14 protein-coding genes are annotated in these 16,358 nt (G+C 68.1%); 5 read left to right on the top strand and 9 right to left on the bottom strand.

The window, feature by feature from the left end:
* Positions 1–15 precede the first annotated feature (15 nt).
* Positions 16–1,293 (top strand): hypothetical protein, encoded by a 1,278-nt coding sequence (locus ACFCYE_RS11780; RefSeq protein ID WP_376178915.1) that lies wholly within the window; start codon positions 16–18, stop codon positions 1,291–1,293.
* Here the strand turns inward: ACFCYE_RS11780 and ACFCYE_RS11775 are convergent.
* Genes ACFCYE_RS11775 through ACFCYE_RS11765 form a run of 3 tightly spaced genes read right to left on the bottom strand, consistent with a single transcriptional unit; the run spans position 1,215 to position 4,986 of the window.
* The gene (locus ACFCYE_RS11775) at positions 1,215–2,690 is read right to left on the bottom strand and encodes a lipopolysaccharide biosynthesis protein (RefSeq protein ID WP_376178913.1); all 1,476 of its coding nucleotides are present in this window, start codon (positions 2,688–2,690) and stop codon (positions 1,215–1,217) included. The genes ACFCYE_RS11780 and ACFCYE_RS11775 overlap by 79 nt on opposite strands.
* On the bottom strand, positions 2,687–3,913 hold the full coding sequence (locus tag ACFCYE_RS11770) for a Coenzyme F420 hydrogenase/dehydrogenase, beta subunit C-terminal domain (RefSeq protein WP_376178911.1): 1,227 nt from the start codon (positions 3,911–3,913) through the stop codon (positions 2,687–2,689). Before ACFCYE_RS11770 ends, ACFCYE_RS11775 begins: the two co-directional genes overlap by 4 nt.
* Complete coding sequence (locus ACFCYE_RS11765) at positions 3,910–4,986, bottom strand: polysaccharide pyruvyl transferase family protein (protein ID WP_376178910.1); 1,077 nt, start codon at positions 4,984–4,986, stop codon at positions 3,910–3,912. The genes ACFCYE_RS11770 and ACFCYE_RS11765 overlap by 4 nt, the downstream gene beginning before the upstream one ends.
* Positions 4,987–5,221: 235 nt before the next feature.
* Here ACFCYE_RS11765 and ACFCYE_RS11760 point away from each other — a divergent pair, with 235 nt between their 5' ends.
* The gene (locus ACFCYE_RS11760; protein WP_376178908.1) at positions 5,222–6,598 is read left to right on the top strand and encodes a polysaccharide biosynthesis tyrosine autokinase; all 1,377 of its coding nucleotides are present in this window, start codon (positions 5,222–5,224) and stop codon (positions 6,596–6,598) included.
* A gap of 7 nt (positions 6,599–6,605) precedes the next feature.
* On the opposite strand, the gene ACFCYE_RS11755 is transcribed toward ACFCYE_RS11760, so the two are convergent.
* Genes ACFCYE_RS11755 through ACFCYE_RS11740 form a run of 4 tightly spaced genes read right to left on the bottom strand, consistent with a single transcriptional unit; the run spans position 6,606 to position 11,338 of the window.
* Positions 6,606–7,469 carry a hypothetical protein gene (locus ACFCYE_RS11755; RefSeq protein ID WP_376178907.1) on the bottom strand — a complete coding sequence of 288 codons (864 nt, stop codon included), beginning with the start codon at positions 7,467–7,469 and terminating at the stop codon, positions 6,606–6,608.
* Between the two features lie 17 nt (positions 7,470–7,486).
* Positions 7,487–8,611 carry a glycosyltransferase gene (locus ACFCYE_RS11750; RefSeq protein WP_376178905.1) on the bottom strand — a complete coding sequence of 375 codons (1,125 nt, stop codon included), beginning with the start codon at positions 8,609–8,611 and terminating at the stop codon, positions 7,487–7,489.
* A complete protein-coding gene (locus tag ACFCYE_RS11745; RefSeq protein WP_376178903.1) occupies positions 8,608–9,798 on the bottom strand; it encodes a glycosyltransferase in 1,191 nt (396 codons plus the stop codon). Before ACFCYE_RS11745 ends, ACFCYE_RS11750 begins: the two co-directional genes overlap by 4 nt.
* Before the next feature lie 4 nt (positions 9,799–9,802).
* A complete protein-coding gene (locus ACFCYE_RS11740) occupies positions 9,803–11,338 on the bottom strand; it encodes a sugar transferase (RefSeq protein ID WP_376178901.1) in 1,536 nt (511 codons plus the stop codon).
* Between the two features lie 348 nt (positions 11,339–11,686).
* Between ACFCYE_RS11740 and ACFCYE_RS11735 the strand changes: the two genes are divergently transcribed.
* The 3 genes from ACFCYE_RS11735 (at position 11,687) to ACFCYE_RS11725 (ending at position 14,519) form a co-directional block, all read left to right on the top strand.
* Complete coding sequence (locus tag ACFCYE_RS11735) at positions 11,687–12,811, top strand: low temperature requirement protein A (protein ID WP_376179000.1); 1,125 nt, start codon at positions 11,687–11,689, stop codon at positions 12,809–12,811.
* Between the two features lie 194 nt (positions 12,812–13,005).
* Positions 13,006–13,275 (top strand): hypothetical protein, encoded by a 270-nt coding sequence (locus ACFCYE_RS11730; RefSeq protein ID WP_376178899.1) that lies wholly within the window; start codon positions 13,006–13,008, stop codon positions 13,273–13,275.
* Between the two features lie 173 nt (positions 13,276–13,448).
* Entirely contained in the window at positions 13,449–14,519 is a 1,071-nt protein-coding gene (locus tag ACFCYE_RS11725) for a fatty acid desaturase family protein (RefSeq protein ID WP_376178897.1), read from the top strand.
* Between the two features lie 19 nt (positions 14,520–14,538).
* On the opposite strand, the gene ACFCYE_RS11720 is transcribed toward ACFCYE_RS11725, so the two are convergent.
* Positions 14,539–15,162 carry a response regulator gene (locus ACFCYE_RS11720; RefSeq protein ID WP_376178895.1) on the bottom strand — a complete coding sequence of 208 codons (624 nt, stop codon included), beginning with the start codon at positions 15,160–15,162 and terminating at the stop codon, positions 14,539–14,541.
* Entirely contained in the window at positions 15,159–16,331 is a 1,173-nt protein-coding gene (locus tag ACFCYE_RS11715) for a sensor histidine kinase (protein WP_376178893.1), read from the bottom strand. The genes ACFCYE_RS11720 and ACFCYE_RS11715 overlap by 4 nt, the downstream gene beginning before the upstream one ends.
* Positions 16,332–16,358: the final 27 nt, after the last annotated feature.

Here is a 16,358-nt window from a genome sequence, read left to right as displayed (position 1 = left end):
CGGTCGACGATCGCCATGAACGCCAGCATGCTGGTGCTCATGGCGATCGCGGCCTGCGCCGGGGGCATCGCGTTCCTGCTCTTCAAAGCGAGCCCCCGGCTCACGGTCGTCGTGTGGACTGTCGTGCTGTTCTTCGTTCCGGTCTGGATCGGAGGCTCCGCCGGGTTCTTCTGGGCGGCGATCACACTGGTGACGCTGCTCGCGGTCGTGGCCGGCGCCGAGGACATCCGCTTCACGCACGTCGACCTGATCGTCCTCGTGTTCATCGCCATGACGGTCACGATGTTCGGCCTGCGAATGACGACGCTGTCCGCGACGGTGATCGCCCTGCTCGAGTGGGTCCTGCCGTATGCGTGGGGGCGGATCGTCCTCGCGAAGGTCTCGGCATCGTTTCTGACGAAGCTGATCGCGGGAGTGGCGACCGCTGCCGCCGTGATGGCGCTCATCGAGTTCACGTCTGGAACGAACTTCTTCGTCGAGTATCTGCCAGCGCTCAACGGCGGCCTGTTCGCGGAGTGGGGAAGACTGCAGATTCGAGCCGGAAACACGCGGGCCGAGGGCGCCTGGGGGCACTCCATCGCGCTGGGCGCGGCGATGGCGATGTCCTCGGCGTTCGTGATCGCCGCGAAGTGGCCGGTCGTGGTCCGGTTGCTCTGCCTCGCCGCGATCACGGCAGCCACTGTGGTGACGTTCAGCCGCATCGGGTTGCTCACGCTCGTGCTCACGGCGGTGCTGTCGCTCGCACTGCTGCGCGATGTTCCACGGGCTCTGAAGGTGAGCGTTGCGGTGGCAGGCGTCGCTGCGGCGGCCGTCCTCGTTCCGGTGATCGGCGGCGTGTTCCTCGAAGCCGGGGACGAGGCGGGCGGAAGCGCTGACTATCGGGGCGGCCTGTTCGCCCTGGTCTCCCAGGTGCAGTTGTTCGGCGGCGCCGGTGACTGGACCGGACTCACCGTCGGCGGGGAATATCTCGGATCGTACGCGCGGTCCGTCGACAACGCGTTCCTCGTCTTCGCCCTTCGTTTCGGCTGGATTCCGGCGATCCTCCTCCTCCTCGCGATCGTGCTGGCGGCGGCGGCCATATTCCGCCGGCGAGGTGCCTCACCGGCAGCGATCGCGGTCGCCGCACAGTTGCCGGCGCTGTTCGCTGTCGCACTAATCACCCAGTTCGGAATGATGCTGTGGTTCCTGGTCGGACTCGCGGTGGCCTGGGCCGATCAGAACGACGTGTTCCGCGGCGATCTGACCAGCATGAGCCGGATGAACGCCCAGAGGGCGCCGGCATCCCTTCGATAGGCGGGGGCCAGGAGCGCGGCGGATGCGGCGATGAGCCCCAGGACGAACCCGAGCCCGGTCTGCGCCCAGACACCTGCGCCGGAGATCAGCTCTCCGCCGGCCCAGGCGGCGAGGCCGGCAGCCAGCGCGACGACGATGATACGACCCGCTCCCAGGTAGAGCCGGCGTTGGGGCATCGGGGTCACGCGCGAGAGCCATGCGAGCGAGATCGGCCAGGCGATCGCCGGATGCACCGCGAAGGCCACGGCGACTCCGACGAGGCCGAAGAACGAACCTACGGTGATGCACACGATCTTGATAAGCGCGGTGACGATCGTGTAGCGGAACAGTTCCCGTCCCAGCCCGCGCGCGAGATAGACCCAGTAGCCCACGAACGAGACCGTGGTCAGCAGACCGGCGATCGCGAACATGCGCATGATGGGCGCGGCGTCGCTCCAGGCATCGCCGAGCATGATCGACACGATCGGCTCGGCGAGCCCGGCGAGGATGGCGAGCGGGATGCCGATCAGATATCCGAGCGCGAGTTGCGCAGACGTGACGTACGTCTCGAACCGTGGCTGGTCCTGCTGAACGCGGGAGAGCACGGGAAGGGCCACAGCCTGCAGCGGTGAGCGCACCTGGCCGAGCGGAGTCATGACGAGTTGGAAGGACCTGTTGTACAGGCCGAGTGAGGACGTCCCGAAACGGAAGCTGATCAGCACGGTGTCGATCTGCTTGGCTGCGTACCCGATGAGATTGGCGGCCACGATGTTCCACCCGAAAGAAACCATCGCTCGCACGGAGTACCGTCGCGAGTACCAGCCGGGCAGCCATCGGCCGGCGACGACGACGCCGACGAGGATCACCGTACCGGTCACGAGTTGCTGGACGACGAGCGCCCAGTATCCTGCGCCCAGCGACGCTGCGACGATGGCGGCCGCGAGAGCGATCGCGGACGAAGCGACGTCCACGATGGCGAGCGAGCGCAGTTTCATCTCGCGCATGAGGTTCGCGCGGTACTGGGTGGCGAGTCCGCTGAGGATGAAGGTGAGCGCTAGCCATTGCGTAATGCCGAGCACTTCCTCCTGACCTGTCACCGCCGCCATCGGCCACGACGCTGCGAACATGAGGACCGCCAGGGCGGCGCCGATCAGGGCATTGATCCAGAACAGGTTGTCGCGCTGTCCGTCCGAAAACTCCGGCGCCTGGATGGATGCCGAGGTGAGACCGAAGTCCCTGAAGATCTCACCGAGTCCGACTGCCACGAGGACCATGGCGAGCAGGCCGTAGTCGTGCGGAGTCAGAAGTCGGGCGAGGACGACCACCGAGAGCAGTTGCAGCAGGATCCGCGCACCCTGGGCGGACAGCGTGAAGAACGCGCCGCGTGCGGCGGACTGCGCCAATGCGGAAGCCATCATCGCCCCTCGCCCGCGATGCGGCGCTGTTCGCGGACTCGGCGGTACGCACCCATGAGTACCCGCACGGCTGTGCGCGGTGCGCGCGCCGTCAGGCCGAACAGCCCGAATCCGCGATACCGCGGGGTCCCCCGGCCGGCGAGTCGCGCACCGGCCAGGCGTGCGAAGAGGAAACGGCGGCGCGTGACCTGGAGTGGCTGGGCAGAGGCGAGCTGTTCGATGTCAAGTGGGCGGGCGGCGATGACCCCCGCCGCGAGCGCGTCCTGTACGACGGCGAGTCCCCGTGGCGTGCGTGCGATGAGCGCACTGACGCCGTCGCCTTCGACGAACGTGGGATAGCCGCGCTCGTCCGTCGCCCAGGAATCGGCGCAGACGATGTCGGCGGACTCACCCACTCCGTCCGGACAGATCTTGCAGCGCCACTGCGTCGTCGGTCCCAGTGTGCGCCCCCACGACTCGTCGTAGTCCGCAGAGACAGTCCGGCCGGGCGCCGATGCGCTGAAGCGCCCCGGCCATCCGTTTCCCCGATAACGCAACGCGGAGACCGGCTCATCGGCGGCCACGCCGAGATCTTCCAGCAGGCGGTCGGTCGCATGCTGACTCGGGGTGCCGGCGCAGAAAAAAGACAGCAGCAGCGGGGGCTCGCCGTCGATCAGATCAGGGGCGGCGCGGCGTAGCGCGGCGATCTCGCACGGTTTGCCCGTCACGATGCCACCTGCGCGCAGCGCGTCGGAGTTGTCCAACGACCCCACGGGGGCGTAGCGCGAACCAGCGGCAGCCAGCGCGTCTGCTCTGGTCGTGATGGTCACAGGGACGGTGCGTCGAGGGCCGGTCGGGTCGCCAGCCGCGCCCGTCACTGTCGCGGCACGTCCTTGCGAGACCAGCCAGGCGTGGATCGCGGTGAGAACGCCACCGCTGCTGCCAGCCGCGCGGATGTCGTCGTTGGTCGCCCATGCCTGCCAGATCCCCAGGTGCGCGCCCAGAAGACGGTGCGGTGTCGCGTCCTCCGGGCGCTGCGGGGCATCGACTGTGCGTCCGGGGCAGGAACGTTCGAAGATCTGCTCCGCGCCGGCAATCGGAGTGGAGGCGCCCTCGACACGCGGTCGGAGGTACCCCCGGTCATCGAGCTCCATGCGCACGCCGGGGTCGAGGCGCGCGCAGAGGCCGCATCCGGTGCAGGCGTCCTGACGGAGGACGTCGCGGATCTGCGTCTCGAGAGCAGTCACAGCATCTCGGAAAGCCGAGACGTGACCGGGTCGAGCATCGCGCGTCCCCTGTGCTTCGCGGCGATGGCCTGCTCGGCCAGCCCGCCGGCGCGGGTGTGCGTCAGGACGTCACCCGCGACGTCTTCGCTTCCCGAGAGCGAGACGACGCGGTGCCAGCCGACGGACTCCATCAGTGGGGCGAATTTGCGAGAATAGGCCATCGCTACCGCGGGCGTTCCGGTGGACAGGGCGTTCAGACAGGCGTGCATGCGGGCCCCGATCACCAGTTGCGCGGTCGAGATCGCCGAGCGCGCGTCATCCAGGTCTCGGGGGACGTGGATGTCGATGCGCCCCGCATACTCGTGGACGAGGCGATGCGACACCGGCACGTCGTTGTCCGGCCCCGGTGAGTCGAGCAGGTGCGGAAGGAGCGTGACCTCGCGCCCGTCCGCCAGCAACCCGTCGATCACGCGGCGGACGTTTTCGCGATACGTTTCGGCGTCGACATGCGGATTCGGTTCCCACAGCAGACCGGAGATGTTGAGCAGCACGTCACGCGGCAGCCCCGGCTCGGGCTGCGCGATGCCGAAGACGAGATCGCTCGTGGTCGCGTCGACGGGGCGGCCGAGACGTTCAGCTGCTTCTGCGCTGAGGGGGTCCCTGGCGAAGGCGAGGGCGCTGCGACGCAGACTGCGGCGCGCGACGGCGCTGCCCCGGACCGTGCCGAACGGTCCGATCGTCTGCGGAGCGAGGACGATGGGGACATCGGCCTGGGCAGCGAATTCGTGCACCATAGACATGATCGTGTGCCGCGGAAGGCCGTAGATGTCGGCGAAGCTGTCGCCGGAGCGCGTGTCCCACACGAGATCGAAGTCGCGGAACCAGCGCATCATGCCGAGGCGCCCGGTCACGCGCTCGCGCAGCAGTGATCGTGGTCGTCCCCACGGCACCTCCGCGGGACGCTGGCCGTAGTTCATGAAGACGAACTCGGCGTCTGGCCAGAGCGTGCGCAGCAGATCCTCGGACCCCTGTCCGAGGGCGCGCACGCCCAGATTCATCGTGACGTCGTTCGCCCACGCGACGAGAACGCGCATCGTCCCCCCTTCCGCTCATCACGACTTTCCCGAGTCGTGCGAGCGCCCCAGCCGCGTTCGCCGGATCGATGCGGCGGCGTTCGCGGAGACTTCCCCAGTGTGGATGCCATCCATTGGAAAGATGTTCATCCAGAGTAAACAGTACCACCGGCTCCGTTACGATGTACACGACGGCGGGTGTCGCCGCCCTGGGGGGAGGACAAGGCATGTCGCAGCACGGCACGGGGGCCGGTTCGTGAAGGCCGAGGGGTCCGGCTGGACGCTCGCCGCCGCATGGGCGGCCATCCGAAAGTCCTGGTATCTCATCGTCGGGCTGACGATCCTGGGCGGAGTGGTCGGCTACGGGATCTCCGCGACGACCACGCCGTTGTACCAGTCGACCGCGACGCTGTATTTCGCGATGAACCAGGGCACGACCGGCTCGGACCTCAACCAGGGCTCGTCGTACACCCAGAGCCAGATGCTGTCGTTCGCGCAACTGGCGACGTCGTCGAGAGTGCTGTCCGAGGTGATCGACGATCTCGAACTCGATGTCACACCACGGGAGCTCTCGCGCTCCATCTCGATCGCGATCCCGCAGGACACGGCGATCCTCGACGTCCAGGTGACCTGGCCGGATCCGGAACTCGCCGCGGACATCGCCAACGGGGTCTCGGTGGAGCTCACAGAGGTGCTGCAGGACGTCGTGGCGAAGGGGCCGGACGGTGCAGCGACCATCACCGCGGATGTCATCGATGAGGCCGTCGTGCCGCAGTTCCAGGCGTTGCCGAACAAGACCAGGGATGCCGGGCTCGCGGCGATCCTCGGCTTCGTCGTAGGTGTGCTCGCCGCTTTCGTCGTGAGCCTCGCCGACACTCGGATCCGCAACGAGGCCTCGCTGGCGCGAGTCACCGATCTGCCGTACCTGGGATCTATCACGCGGGTGAAATCCGACGGCCCCGCCGGGCTCGTCGTCGCCCGCGATCCGCACAGTCACATCGCTGAGGATTTCCGACGCGTGCAATCCGCGTTGGCCTTCGCCAATGTCGATGGCACCGCTCGACGACTGCTCGTGACGTCCGCCTCCCCGGGAGACGGAAAGTCCACGTTCGCGGCGAATCTCGCCGTGACGCTGGCGGAACTCGGAGAGAACACGCTCCTGATCGATGCGGACCTGCGTCGTCCGCGAGCTGGGGAGCTCTTCGGCCTCGATTCCTCGGTCGGGTTGACCTCGGCAGTCTCCGGCTCGGTCGCCCTGGAGGATGCCGTGATCCGGTGGCGCGAGTCAGGACCCGATCTGCTGCTGTCGGGATCGGTGCCCCCGAACTCGGCGTCCATCCTCACGTCGCGCGCGTTCCAGGAACTCCTCGACAAGGCGACGGACGGATATGGCGTGGTGGTCATCGATTCGCCGCCGGTTCTGACCGTCGCCGACACCAATCTCATCGCGCCGCTGGTGGACGGCGTCCTCATCGTCGTCGACGCGGCGAAGACGAGCCGAGCACAGCTCGCCGCGACGATCCGTACTCTGGAAGGCGCCGGCGCTCGCATCACCGGCATCGTGCTCAACAGGGTGCGTCTGGGCCGCGACCGACAGAGCTATTACACGGAGCCGAGCAAGAAGAAGAACTGACCTTCGCTCACGCGGGTGATGCGTTCATGCTCCGCCGTGCTGCTGGCCGCAGCGGGTCCGGTGCCCCAGGCAGTCCCCATGCGTCCTCCACCGAGACCGAACCCTCTGTAGGTTTCTCGGTCGGAACGCGCAGATCCGAGAGGAACTGGGCCATCTCCACGAAGCTCGAGCCGTGCGGTCCGAGCATCGCCGAGGACGAGGCCAGAAGGTACAGATCGACGATGGCCGCGCGGACGGCGGCCGTCGAGTTGTACACGGCGTCCGCCCGATGCGCCACGGCGGTCGGGAACCGGGCGAGCAGACCGTTCTTCACCTCGGGGACGTCGCAGGAGATGTAGAAGCGCCGATCGGGATCACGATTCAGCACCGCCCGCATGCGATCTGTGAACCAGGTGACGGGCGACGACTGCTTCGTCGCCGCGTGCGACACATGATGTGCGCGTATCTGCACGCCGACGTAGGGCTGCGCGCCGAACTCCGCGGTGTGGATCGCCGTGATCGTCCGGGCGATCTCCTCCACGGGCGCCAGCGCGCGCAGATCATCCGTCCAGTTCCCGGCCGGCGGCGGGAGCAGCAGTTCGGCTCCGGTTCGGACCTGGATGATCGGACGCGGCTGGACGGCCCGCAGATCACTGCCGAGGTATCCCGTCACGACCCCCGCAGTGCGCGAGAGCAACCGAGGGATGCGCACGCCATCGTGCCATTCCCAGAGTTCGGTGAACGCCGGCTGGAATGCTGAGGTCGTCGGCCAGACGTACAGAAAGCGCGCGTCGCGCCATCGGGCGTAGCGGGCTGCGCCGAGGGTCACCCTGAGACGATTGCCGAGTCCGGCGTCCGCGCCGTTGTACGCCACTACCAGTCCGTCGGTCACTGTCCGGCCCTGCCTTCTCAATGTCGCACGTGCTGTGCCACGGCAGCACGATAGATCTTCGGTGCGTGGCGCCGCAGCGCCTCGGCGCGCGATGACATCGCCGCCGAGCTGGCCGTTGCCCAGTCGGCACGCACGCGCTCCAGCGCGTCCGCGATCGCATCCGCCTCGCCAGGGGGCACGAGCTGCGCGGTGGCGTAGCCGTCGACCGCTTCGCGAAGTCCGCTGCTGTCGCTGGCGATCACGGGACGCAATGCCAGGATCCCTTCCACCGCGGTGTTGCCGAACGGTTCGTCGAGCCTCGAGGGGACCACCAGAACGTCGGCACGGGCCAGAAACGGCCACACGTCCGAATGGAACCCTGCGAACTCGACGTCGGCGCCCGAAGCATCCGCCCGTTCGCGCAGTTCCGCTTCGTACCATTCGTAGCCGTCGAACGCCGCACCCAGCAGCGTGACCTCGACGACTTGCCCGCGATCCTGCAGCCGCGACGCAGCCTCGATCACGAGATCCGGACCCTTCCGCGGCGAGAGCCGACCGATGTAGAGCACGCGCAGTGGTTCATCGATCTGCCGCGGTGGAGGCGGGGGAGCGGTCGGCGAATCGACACCGTTGTAGACCACGACGGCGCGGGATGCGAGACGCGGCAGTGCTGTGCGAAGAGTCTCGAGACTGAACCTGCTGTTGACGAGGACCCGGTGCGAGGCCAGATGCGGCAGGTACAGCATCACGTTGACGAGGCGGCTCCCGGAGGCCTCGGCCTCGTGCACGTGGCTCACGGCTTGCACGCCGCGCAGCCGCGCGATGACCGGCCACTGCGGAATGATGATGGTCGACACGTAGACGACGTCCGGGCGCAGGCGACCCATCAGACGCCACGCGGCTCCGAGCCCGCGGAGCATGTCGCGGAACAGGACAGGCAGACCCCGTGCGGTGAGCAGCGTCTTCCGTAGCACGAGCATCGGCACGACGACGACTTCCGCGCCCGCCGCACGCAGTGCGACATCGAGCATCCCCCTGCCGGGCAATGCCACGATGACGCGCGCGCCCGTCTCGATGATCCCGATCGCGCTCTCGAGCAGCATGCGGTCGGAGCCGAACATCTCAGCGCCGGGGTGCACGAGGAGAACAATGCGTCGACTCACGTCCGCACCTCCCCCCTCGGCTCCCACTCCGTCGCGCTTCGCTGCGCGCGCCGCGACGATCCATGGATCGTCGCGCCGGCGGCGAGCCGGTGCGCGAGGTCCTCGTACGCGTCGGCCACGTCTTCCCAGCGGAACGCGTCGCGGGCCCGCTCGCGCAGCATCGAACCGAGTTCGGCCAGCGTCCCGGCATCCGCTTCCGCCGCCAGGAGGTGAGCGGTCACACCGGAAGCGTCCTCGAAGAACCAGCCGCGGTCGTCGAGCACTTCGCGGTTGAAGGCGATGTCGTAGGCGATCACCGCAGTGCCGGCACCCATCGCCCGCAGCAGCGACGGGTTCGTCCCGCCGACGGAGTGTCCGTGCAGGTACGTGGCCGCGTTCGCGTACAGAGCGTCCAGCAGTTGCTGATCGTAGACGCCTCCGACCAGTCGGATCCGCTCGTCGCCGTCGGCTGCACGGTCGATCGCTCGCGTGTATTCGGCGCTGTACGGCGCCGATCCCACCACGACCAGCGGAAGCGTCGCCGCGCTGCGCCGATACCCCTCGACGATCTCGAGCACGTGGTTCTCCGGCTCGAAGCGCGCCACGACGAGGTGGTACCCGCCCGCCTCCAGCTTCAGCTCGGACACCCCGCGAGCAGGCAGCGCATCGAGGATCGGCGCGCCGTAGCGGATCATCTCGGTCGGCACGTCGAACTGATCGCGGTAGTAGTCGGCGATCCCCGGGGCGTCGGCGATCAGAGCATCCGCCGTTCGCACGCCGAACCGCTCCGCCCAGCGGTAGTAGACCCGCCCGCGCGGCCCCCACTTCGACCGACGCCACTCCAGTCCGTCCATGTGCAGCGCCACGGGCGCACCCCGCAGGCGCAGCAGAGGCAGGAACGGCGAGTTCGCCGCGTTGAAGACGAACGTCGCATCCGGACGTGGACGGAACATCAGGTGCAGCGTCGACAGTCCGGTGTGGCTGAGCGTCTCGAGCTGCTTGATCGGCACAGACGGCAGGTGCACGATCCGCATGCCCAGGTACTCGCGTTCGCGACGGTCGGAGCCGCGCGTATAGACGACGACGCGATGTCCGCGTTCCGTGAGCCGCCGGCCGACTTCCTCGACCGCCGTCTCGAACCCGCCGTATGCGGCCGGTATCCCCCTCGTCCCCACCATCGCGATGGTGAGGCCCTCCCCGTCGCCCATGTGCTCAGTACGCTCCGCTCGGCTGCGCCATGACCTTGGCCGTGCGCCACATGATCTGCAGGTCGTTCATGACCGACCAGTTCTCGACGTAGCGCAGATCGAGTCGCACGCTCTCATCCCACGTGAGGTCGCTGCGGCCGGACACCTGCCACAGGCCGGTGATCCCCGGCTTGATGTACAGGCGCCGGTACACGGTGCCGTCGTAGGCGGTGACCTCGCTGGGCAGCGGAGGCCGCGGACCGACGACGCTCATGTCGCCGACCAGCACGTTCCAGAACTGCGGCAGCTCGTCCAGCGACAGCTTGCGCAGCACCCGGCCCACGCGGGTGACGCGCGGATCGTCCTTCATCTTGAACAGCAGTCCCGCTCCCTCGTTCTGCTGCTTCAGGGCGGCGAGGTGCTGCTCGGCATCCGTCCTCATGGAGCGGAACTTCACGATCCGGAAGGTCCTTCCGTCCCTGCCCACCCGCTCCTGACGGAAGAATACCGGCCCGGGGGAGTCCGCCTTGATGATGAGAGCGAGCGCCGGTGCGAGCAGAGCGATCGGGACGAGAGCCACGACCGCGACGGCGATGTCCAGCGCGCGCTTGAGCAGATGGACCCCGCCCTCGTACGTCGGGATCTTCACCTGGATCAGCGGCAGGCCCTCCACCTGCCGCAAGGACACCCGCGGGCCGGCCACGTCCGTGAGCCGGCTCGACAGGATCAGCTCGGATGCCGTGCCCTCCAACTGCCATCCGAGCTGTTTGACGAAGTCCGGATCCCCATCCGGACGACTCGCCACGATGATCGTGTCCGCGCCGAGCTGCATGGCCACCGCAGCGACGGTGTTCACGTTGCCCAGCACCGGATAGCGATCCCCGCCGACCTCCAGTTCCACGGCGTTGCCGTCGAACAGCGTGGCCCCGACCACGTGGTAGGCGGTCTCCCCACCGCGGCGCAGCGAATCGATGACGTACCTGACGTCCTCGGCATCGCCTGCCACGACGGTGCGCGACGAATACTGCCCGTCGCGCCGGCGCTGCAGGAGCCACTTGCGCCACATCCACCGCGCGAGGAGAAGCCCCAGCATCCCCACGGGCAGAGCGATCAGCAGCAGCGGTCGGAGTCCCTCCCACTCCCACAGCACGCCGACGATCGCGAGGAACCCGAATGCGAGCCCGCTGGCATGCGCGACGCGCGTGTATTCGGCAGCCCCAGAGCCGAACACCGCTGCGGCACGCGTGCTCAACGCGCTCAGTATCGGGAACCAGACGGCGACCAGTACCGCCCCGTCGCGCACCACGGCATCGATCGGGGTGCCGAGGACGAGAAGCTGCGCCCCGGCGGTGACCGCGACCGCGAGCACGATGATCGCCGCGTCGGTGGTGCGCAGGCGCATCCGATATCGCCGCTCCCACAGCTGCCGGCGCTCGAGCGTCGGCGTCACGCGCGGCGCGACGACGGTGCGCGAAGCGACCTTGGCGGTGCGCGACGCGGCCACCGGCGCGAAGGCCGGTGCGATGCGCGTGAGCCCGACGGCGTCCTCGACGGACGTCATGCCCGGACTCCCCGAGCGCAGAATGAACGCAGAATTCCCCAGTGCGCCATGACTTCCCCAGTGTTTCCCCAGTACGCGGGCGTTGTGCTCGCGCCGTCGCCTGCTTCCCGACCCTTCGGGATCCTGCTGCTCGTCAAGACCCCACGTCTTGACGGGTGAGAAGTCGTTCCCAGGCGACTTCCGGATGCAGCAGGCACTGCAGACTGCGCTCACTCTAGCGGATGGCGCGCGCGAGCGGAAGATATTTCATCCGACTGGACGAATCCGTTTTCGCGGACCTGCGCCGCACTGCTCTACTCTTCTCCCGTGACCGATCAGAACACCCTCGGCAGACTCCGACTGGGCCGCATGCAGCCCCGCGACCCGCATGAGCCGCACCGCACGGCCAGCACGCTCGAGCTGTTCTTCGATCTCGTCTTCGTCGTCGCGATCAGCGTCGCATCCGCACAGCTGCACCATGCCCTCGCCGAGGGGGACTTCGTGCACGGCCTCACGTCGTACGCGATGATCTTCTTCGCGATCTGGTGGGCGTGGATGAACTTCACCTGGTTCGCCACCTCGTTCGCCACGGACGACTGGCTGTACCGCGTGCTGACGTTCGTGCAGATGGGCGGTGTGCTCACGCTCGCCGCCGGGATCCCCGGTGCGTTCGAGCACGGCGACTTCACGATCCCGGTCCTGGGATACATCGTCATGCGGATCGCCATGATCGCGCAGTGGCTTCGCGCCTCGCGCGGTGACGAAACGCTGCGGTCCGTCACCCGGCGCTACGCGGCGGGCATCGCCGTCGTGCAGCTGCTGTGGGTGGGCTTCCTCTTCATCCCCGCACCTTTCCAGATCGCCGCCTTCGTGCTCTTCGCGCTCGCCGAGATGTCGGTGCCGGTGGTCGCCGAGCGCAGGCATCAGACGCCCTGGCATCCGCACCACATCACTGAGCGCTACGGACTGTTCACCCTGATCGTGCTGGGTGAGAGCCTGCTCGCCTCGGCCAACGCCATCGTCGGCGCGCTGGAGGAGGTCGAGACCCTCGGTCCGCTGATCGCGATCGCCGTGCTGACCCTCGTCGTGACCGCATCGCTGTGGTGGATCTACTTCTGGCCGCCGCACCACCGCGCCATCACGTCGTTCGGCCGGTCGCTGCGCTACGGCTACACGCATTACTTCGTCTTCGCCGCGGCCGCGGCGTTCTCCGCCGGTATCGAAGTCGAGATCGACCTGCTCACGCACCACAGCGAACTGTCGAACATGGCGGCGTCGTTCACCGTGACCGTGCCGATCGCGATCTTCCTGCTCGGAATCTGGTGGATCGCCATCCGCGAGAACGCCGACCGTGTCGTGAACGTCGTCGTGCCCGCTGGCGCGCTGCTCGTGCTGCTGGATCCGGTGCTGCCGATCCCGGTGACGCTGACCGCACTGGTCCTCGTCGCCATCGTCACCGTGCTCGTGATCCGGCCACCCCTGTCGAAGGCATGACCGCCGGTCCCAGCCCGTGTCGGATGCCGCCTGGTAGACTGTTCCTGCAACGTGAGTGACATCGCCGCAGATTCGGCCATCACGTCGCCACTGATCAGGGCCATCACGGACCACGCACACCGACGCGCGCGGCATCCGCTCTGATCGGACGAGAAGCGAGGTGCGCATGCGCGCGCCCGCCACAGAGCAGAGCTATGAGCAGTAACACCATGAGCATCATCCACGAGTCCCTCGACTGGAAGCAGGCCGACGACGACGTGCACGTCGCCACGCGCGACGGCGAATTCGCCGGCTTCGTCGAGTTCGACGGCACCGCGCATCTCGTGCGCGACAACCACGGCACCGAGCTCGGCGCCTTCCCGACCCTGGCCGACGCCCGTCGCGCTCTCGAAGGCGGCGACCGCCCCAACGCCCACCCGCTGCGGCTCAGGCTGCGCCGTCGGATCCGTCGTGCGCGGGCCTGAAAAGCCTCGATGAACCGCCTCGGCGTATTCCCGCTGCCGTATACGGACCGGGTTACGCTGAGGAGAAGTCATCGGCACCCGCTTTGGCTTCCGCAGCTCTAAGGGCTCCCGATCGGCAGGAGAGCATCATCTCCAGTACTCAGCTCGACTCGACCACTTCGACCCTCGGACCAGTGCGCCAGACGTACGCCGGCAACGCCGAGATCCCGCCGATGGCCAGCGCGTACCGCGAGGTCCAGCAGGTGGTCCGCGAGACGGGGTTGATGCAGCGCACTCCGATCTTCTACTCGCTCGTCGCCGGCGCGCTCGCGCTCCTGTTCGGCGGGGCGATCACCGGCTTCATCCTCCTCGGCGACAGCTGGTTCCAGCTGCTGATCGCGGGCGCCCTCGGCATCCTGTTCACGCAGGTCGCCTTCCTGGCGCATGAGGCGGCGCACCGGCAGATCCTGACCTCCGGTCCGGCGAACTTCCGCCTCGCGCGCATCCTCGCCGCCGGCGTCGTCGGGATCAGCTATGCGTGGTGGGACTCCAAGCACACCCGTCACCACGGCAACCCGAACCAGGTCGGCAAGGACCCCGACATCGATGTCGACACGATCTCCTTCCTGGAAGAGGATGCCGCGAAGTCGCGCGGCTTCATCCGCATGATCACCCGCAAGCAGGGGTGGCTGTTCTTCCCGCTGCTGACCCTCGAGGGTCTCAACCTGCACTACCTCGGACTCAAGCACCTGATCACGCGCAAGGGCGTCAAGGGCCGCTGGACCGAGCTCAGCCTGATTGCGGTCCGTTTCTCGATCGTTCTCATCCCGGTGTTCCTGATGCTTCCTCTGGGCATGGCGTTCGCCTTCATGGGCGTGCAGCTCGCGGTCTTCGGCGTCTACATGGGCGCCTCGTTCGCCCCGAACCACAAGGGCATGCCGATCATCGCCCCCAACGCCCGCCTGGACTTCTTCTCCAAGCAGGTGCGCACTTCGCGCAACGTCAACGGCGGCTGGTGGGCCACCTGGTTCATGGGCGGTCTCAACCACCAGGTCGAGCACCACCTCTTCCCGAACATGTCGCGTCTGCACCTGTCGAAGGCCCGCGGCATCGTCCGCGACTACTGCTCGGCCAACGGCGTCCCGTACACCGAGACGAGCCTTCTGCGGTCCTACGCGATCGTCATCGAGTACCTGAACCGGGTCGGCCTCGCGGCGAGCGACCCGTTCGACTGCCCCGCGGCTTCGCAGATGCGGCGCGCCTGACGCGCCGCCCCCACCCGGCTCAGAGGATTCCGAGCTCCAGCGCCAGGGTGACGGCCCTGGTGCGATCGGAGACTCCGAGCTTCTCGAACACGTGCAGCAGGTGGGTCTTCACCGTCGCCTCGCCGATGAACAGTTCGCGCGCGATCGCCGGGTTGCTGCGTCCTGCCGCCACGAGCCGCAGGACCTCGAGCTCACGCGGGCTGAGCTGCGGTCGCTCTGAGGCGTCCTGACGCATCCGCGTCACGAGCGTCGACGCGATCGCAGGGGCCAGCACCGTGTGCCCCTCGGCGACGGCCCTGATGCCCGCGAGGATCTCCTCGTGCGGTGCCGCCTTGAGCAGATAGCCGCTCGCACCGGCCTCGATCGCCCCGAGGATGTCGTCGTCCGACTCGTACGTCGTGAGGACGAGCACGCGGACCTCCGGCATCGCCTGGATGATGCGGGCGGTCGCCTCGGCGCCGGAGAGTCGCGGCATCCGCAGATCCATCAGGACGAGGTCCGGCTTCGTCGTCGAAGCGAGTTCGACGGCCTCGGCTCCATCCGAGGCTTCCGCGACGACCTCGATGCCCTCGTCCAGCGCGATGAGACCCACGATGCCCGCGCGCACCACGGGGTGATCGTCGGCGACGACGACTCGGATCATGACGACTCCTCCTGTGCTCCCCGCGGAATGCGGACGGTCAGCACCGTCCCTGAGGGCTCGGCATCCCGCACATCCAGCATGCCGCCCACGAGCGCGACCCTGTCGCGCATCCCTGCCAGCCCGAAGCCGGTTCCGGCGTCGATCCTCGCCCCGCCTCGTCCGTCGTCGCGGACGCTGAGCGCCGCATCCCTGCCGACCTCCAGCGCCAGCCAGGCGGTGGTCGCCGACGAGTGCTTGCGGACATTCGCCAGTCCCTCCTGCGCGCAGCGCAGCAGCACCACCTGCGCGTCGCGCGGAACGGTGCACTCGGATGCCTCGACGTGCACCGTCATCCCCGTCTCCTGCTCGAAGCGCTCGCCCAGGCGCTGCAGCGCCTGGGCGAGCGAACCGGAGGGGTCGGTCGCCGCGGACTCCACGACCACGAGGGCGCGCGCCTCGCGCAGCGCATCGCGGGCGGCGTCCTCGATCAGCGCGATCGTCTCGGCCGAGCCGTCGCGTCCGGCGCGCTCGGCGAGCATGACGATGCTCGTCAGACTCTGCGCGATCGTGTCGTGCACGTCGCGGGCGAGGCGTTCCCGCTCTGCGGTCGCACCGGCCTCACGGCTCGCGGACTCGAGGCTCGCCTGCGCGGCGGTCAGCTGCGTCAGCAGGCGGTGGCGTTCGACGCCCCAGTCGGCGATGCGGCTGATCCACAGCCCGATCGCGATGGAGAACGCCGCCGAGAGACCCGCCGTGAGAAAGCCGGCGATCGTCGCCTCCGGGGCGAACATCCCCCAGAACGCGTACGCGAGGGCGAGGACGACCGCGTTGATCAGGGTGACGATCACGGACTGCTTCGTCGATCGGGATGTCATCCAGATCAGCGGCAGCGCGATCGTCTGCAGGATGAGCATGTTCGGCTCGATCGCCGTGCCGACGGCGAGCAGAGCGATCAGCGAGATCTGCAGCAGCCCGGAGGCGACGGGAGACGGCTCCGAGTTCTCCTGGATGCTGACGTACCGGCGCGCCCCGAACGCGTAGACCGCGAGGATGCCGGCGGCGACGATGATCAGCATCCAGCGCGATCCGGGGAACTGCTCCGGAAGGATGAACGCGAGCAGCACGATCACCAGGAACAGCGCCCCGGTGGCGATGTCCCAGCCCAGTTGCTCGTTGCGGATCGTTCTCATCGGGACCACTCTGGCAGTTCCGCCCGC

This window comes from Microbacterium sp. NPDC056234 (genome assembly GCF_042267585.1).
Classification (GTDB): domain Bacteria; phylum Actinomycetota; class Actinomycetes; order Actinomycetales; family Microbacteriaceae; genus Microbacterium.
Note: the sequence above shows the minus strand (reverse complement) of the source record. Positions and strands in the feature narration are given on the sequence as shown.